The organism is Liquorilactobacillus sicerae (assembly GCF_029916425.1).
GTDB lineage: Bacteria > Bacillota > Bacilli > Lactobacillales > Lactobacillaceae > Liquorilactobacillus > Liquorilactobacillus sicerae.
On sequence record NZ_JAHAVQ010000304.1, the window covers coordinates 1 to 417 of the forward strand.

Genomic DNA, 417 nt, shown 5'->3' on the forward strand with positions numbered 1-417 from the left:
AGTCCAAATCCTTGATAAATCATTGAATAATTACGTGATGTATTTTTCAAACCAAAATAATCGGATACATAAGTCGGAAATACGGTAATGTTGCCGCCAAAGCAGAAAGCCATTGCAATAACAACGATATACATCATGCCGATGCTCATGGAACCTGGTTTTGTTGATAATAGGACAATTAAAGCCAGTAATTGGACGATATAAGTAATGAAGAAAACTGCTTTCCGACCCGTAACATCGGATAGCCATCCCATAATAAAGCGGCCCAAAGTGTTAGCGATGGCAACAATAGCAACAAAAGCGGCAGCTGCGCTAGAGCCTCCCCAAACAGCCACTTCCTTAGGGGTCTGCGTACCTGCAGCTGCCATATTAGTGACCGCAGAGCCTAATAATCCCATAAACATAACAGCCGTTACT

The 417-nt window shown here is 42.4% G+C and carries 1 protein-coding gene; it reads right to left on the minus strand.

Translation table 11 applies throughout. The features are described 5' to 3' along the window. Positions 1 to 417, minus strand: a 417-nt coding sequence (locus tag KH893_RS12565; protein ID WP_345803745.1) for an MFS transporter, incomplete at both ends; no start/stop codon positions are given.